Source organism: Psychrobacter sp. (genome assembly GCF_035469765.1).
Classification (GTDB): Bacteria; Pseudomonadota; Gammaproteobacteria; order Pseudomonadales; family Moraxellaceae; genus Psychrobacter.
The window spans coordinates 1-3,301 of sequence record NZ_DATIRM010000246.1 but is presented as its reverse complement, the minus strand read 5'-3'; the positions used below and the strand labels follow the sequence as shown (position 1 = coordinate 3,301).

General features: G+C 46.5%; 3 protein-coding genes. 1 reads left to right on the top strand and 2 read right to left on the bottom strand.

Annotated elements, in window-relative coordinates; genetic code table 11:
- The coding region (locus tag VLN09_RS07025) for a siderophore-interacting protein (protein WP_325245010.1) at window positions 1-934 on the top strand (934 nt) is incomplete at its 5' end.
- Window positions 935-1,031: 97 nt separating this feature from the next.
- Here VLN09_RS07025 and cobA read toward each other — a convergent pair.
- Both cobA and VLN09_RS07015 read right to left on the bottom strand, forming a co-directional pair.
- Window positions 1,032-1,919 (bottom strand): uroporphyrinogen-III C-methyltransferase, encoded by an 888-nt coding sequence (gene cobA / locus VLN09_RS07020; RefSeq protein ID WP_325245008.1) that lies wholly within the window; start codon window positions 1,917-1,919, stop codon window positions 1,032-1,034.
- A gap of 98 nt (window positions 1,920-2,017) precedes the next feature.
- A partial coding sequence (locus VLN09_RS07015; protein ID WP_325245006.1) for a molybdopterin dinucleotide binding domain-containing protein occupies window positions 2,018-3,301 on the bottom strand: 1,284 nt, incomplete at its 5' end.

The following is a 3,301-nucleotide window of genomic DNA, read 5'->3' as shown; positions in this document are numbered from 1 at the left end:
CCCATTCATAACGCCTATCACCCAAATGGATGAGTTACACACCCAATATATTGCGCTCAAACAAAAAGCGGACAAAAAGCTCGGCAAAAAAACCATCAAATTGACCAAACAGAGCTTTATCGTACAGGACAGCCATATGGTCAGCAAAAACATGCGGCGTCTTATATTAACTGTCCCTCATCTAAATGCCACTGGTGATACCTCAAACCCTCAGCAATCAAATTCTATACCAATCAATGAAGCGGGCTATGCGTATTTATTTGATTTAGAACATAACCGCAGCGTCTCGCAAATCACTGCTGAAGGCGTTGATAACAGCGTGCAGCCTGCGCGTGCTCATTGCTATTACACATTAAGAAAAGCGTGGCAAACCTCGGATGGCGTACAAGCATGGGTCGATGTTTTTTTGCATGGCGACACGTCAGGTGGCAATTGGGCACGCTCACTACAAGCAGGCGATACGGTGATAAGCAAACGTGAGTTCCCTGAAAAGATTGAGCATTTGCGTGAAGGTCAAGCATTGCTGATTGCTGATGAAACCTCGATGCCAACTGTCGCGCGCTTGCTGGAGCTTTGGGACAATCCTCAGCCACCATTAGTCCTTTGTGTCACACAAGATGCTGCCGATCAAACGTATTTTGATAGGGTTAAATTAGATGCTAATATCATAAACACTAATGCGGCAAATCAGCAAAACACTCACTTTACGGTATTGCCTTTGGTGACGGATCAAGTCAATGCGGGACGAGCGCTGGCCGACTTAATCGATACGACATTGTCTGATTATTTGACCACGCACCCTTTACACATTGATAAGATTTGGGGCGCTTTAGAAGCAGGTACAGCCAAAGCACTTCGAGGGCTGTTGCAACAAAGGCACGGATTGGCGCGGGCTGACTCGGTTATTAAGGTTTATTGGCGTAAGGATGGATAGATTTTAGGGTTTTGTACATCTTCTTATACCGTCAATCCACTATAAAAAGTACAGTGCTGCTAGAATAATGGTGTCCCTTTTTTTTGTTTAGTATCGACTATACACAGCTGGCCTCAATAGTTGGTGCTACTAGTGCACCAAGATTGTACTCAGCAAATTCCCCATGCAGGGTGACCACATCGCCCATAATTAATAGTGCAGGTGTGGGCAGATTGGCAGACGCTTGCTGTTCTGCGATATCCTTTAATGTCCCGATAAGGACTTGCTGCGTGGGTAGACTGGCATGACTGATGATAGCAAATGGTGTCTCGCTGTCTCGTCCTGCCGCCATCAACCCTTTTGTCATCTCATCCAAACGATGTAACCCCATATAAAAAACCACCGTCTGAGTGCTATCGAGTAATTCACTATAGTCATTATTGGGTGCGCCGAGTTTTTTGCAGGCAGTGACAAACTGAACCGATTGGGCATGGTCGCGATGCGTCAATGGGATACCTGCCCTGCTAGCAGCGGCACTGGCAGCAGTAATACCAGGGATAGATTCAAAAAAAATACCATGGCGCACCACTTCTTGAAGCTCCTCACCACCGCGCCCAAAGATAAAAGGGTCACCGCCCTTTAGTCTCACGACAGTTTTACCTGCCAGCGCATGCTTGACCAGCAGCTCATTGATACCTTCTTGCGGTAGCGCATGATTGGCTCGGCGCTTACCGACGAATATCTTCTCTGCTGTCGGCTCGCACATATCCAAGATATCCTCTGAGACCAAACTATCATAAAGCACCACATCAGCGCACTGCATGACTCGCAAAGCTTTTAGCGTGAGCAGCTCAGGGTCACCAGAACCTGCACCAACTAAATGTACGGTACCTACCTTTGCAGTTGCCAATACAGTGGTTGGCGCGTTTAGCGCATTGACGACACACTTTTTATTAGATAAATCATTTGGAGGTAGTGTTGCGATAAAGGTAGATGAATCCGTCATGATGGTGACTCCTAATGATGCTGTTAGTGCAAGATACGGTGCAAGCCCTATGCCATCTTAATAAATTGGTCTTAATTTATAAGGGAGTTGTAAGACGGTTATGACGCATATTCCTCAATAAGCGCATTGATTTGACCTATACATGAGCCGCAATTGGTACCAGCACGGCACGCTTTACCCACTGCTTGTGCACTACGGCACTGCTGCTTGATGACTGCATTGATAATGATGTTTTCTCCAACTGCCATGCAAGAACATACCAACGGACCTGGATCGATATAGCCTGTGGCTGGACGGCCTGCCAGCAACCATTTATAACGCTGCTGTACTGGTATGGCATCAGTACTGGCAAAGCAGCTATCAAGCCAATGCGTACTGGGCAAGTGCGTCACTTTCGGTGCGAAATAAATGGCTAATAGCAGCTGATCACTAGGTACGGCGGATTCTGAGGGACTTGGTAATATATGGTTTAACGCTTTATTCCTCACCTCCGACTGAGTCAATATAAAGCGTAATTGTTTCTCCGGTTTACTCAGGGTAAAAGCGCTATTAACCGTCAGAGTATCGTCGGCATTGTCAGTCAACCACTTGTCTGATACAGACTTTTGATAGTCATCGATAAACTGCTGCCAAAAGTTAGGGTCAAGCAACTGCTTAGCGGCGAGCTCTACTGGGCTGGCAAGGGTAATGAGCACACTATTGGCTTGCCTGCTGATACTCCATGTCAGCGCTGGTAGTGAGAGAGGCGACCCTGCACTATTCATAGCGCGCAAATGCACTAGTATGGTGTTCTGCAAATCAGGATGCACCATAATCTTGCCAAATGTCTGCATAGGCACGGCGCTAATACTAATCGCTGAGTTTTTCAGCTCAGGCTGCCCTGAATGTGGATCGACCACAGTTGGTATAAGCGTCCCTACCCGTGCAAAGCTAGCAAAGGCATTACTCCAGTGCATAGGCATAAAGGCATCACCAATACGCATGCTATCGCTGATAGCGATTTGCGCTAGAACCGTTTGCTCTAATTTCTCATTATCTGTATTTATATTGGAAGTATTCGATTCAATAGCTTCCTTACCATGTGGCAGGCTCTGCTCATAGCGAGGATGTAGCTGAACATAGTCGCCCTTTTCAACACCGAGTTGTTTGGCTTCATTGGGATGAATGGTCAGCGTTGGTACAGATTCATGTTGATTGAGCTGTGGTGCCAGTCCTGTGCGTGTCATGGTATGCCATTGATCTCGTAGTCTGCCCGTAATAAGGCGCAGATGCACGGTCGATGGGTTTGGGCTATCGTTATATCGTTTTTTGCTACTCTTAATATCTCTTTTATTTGAGTTCTGCCGACGTTGATGTTGATGTTGATAAAAATTAGGCTGGCT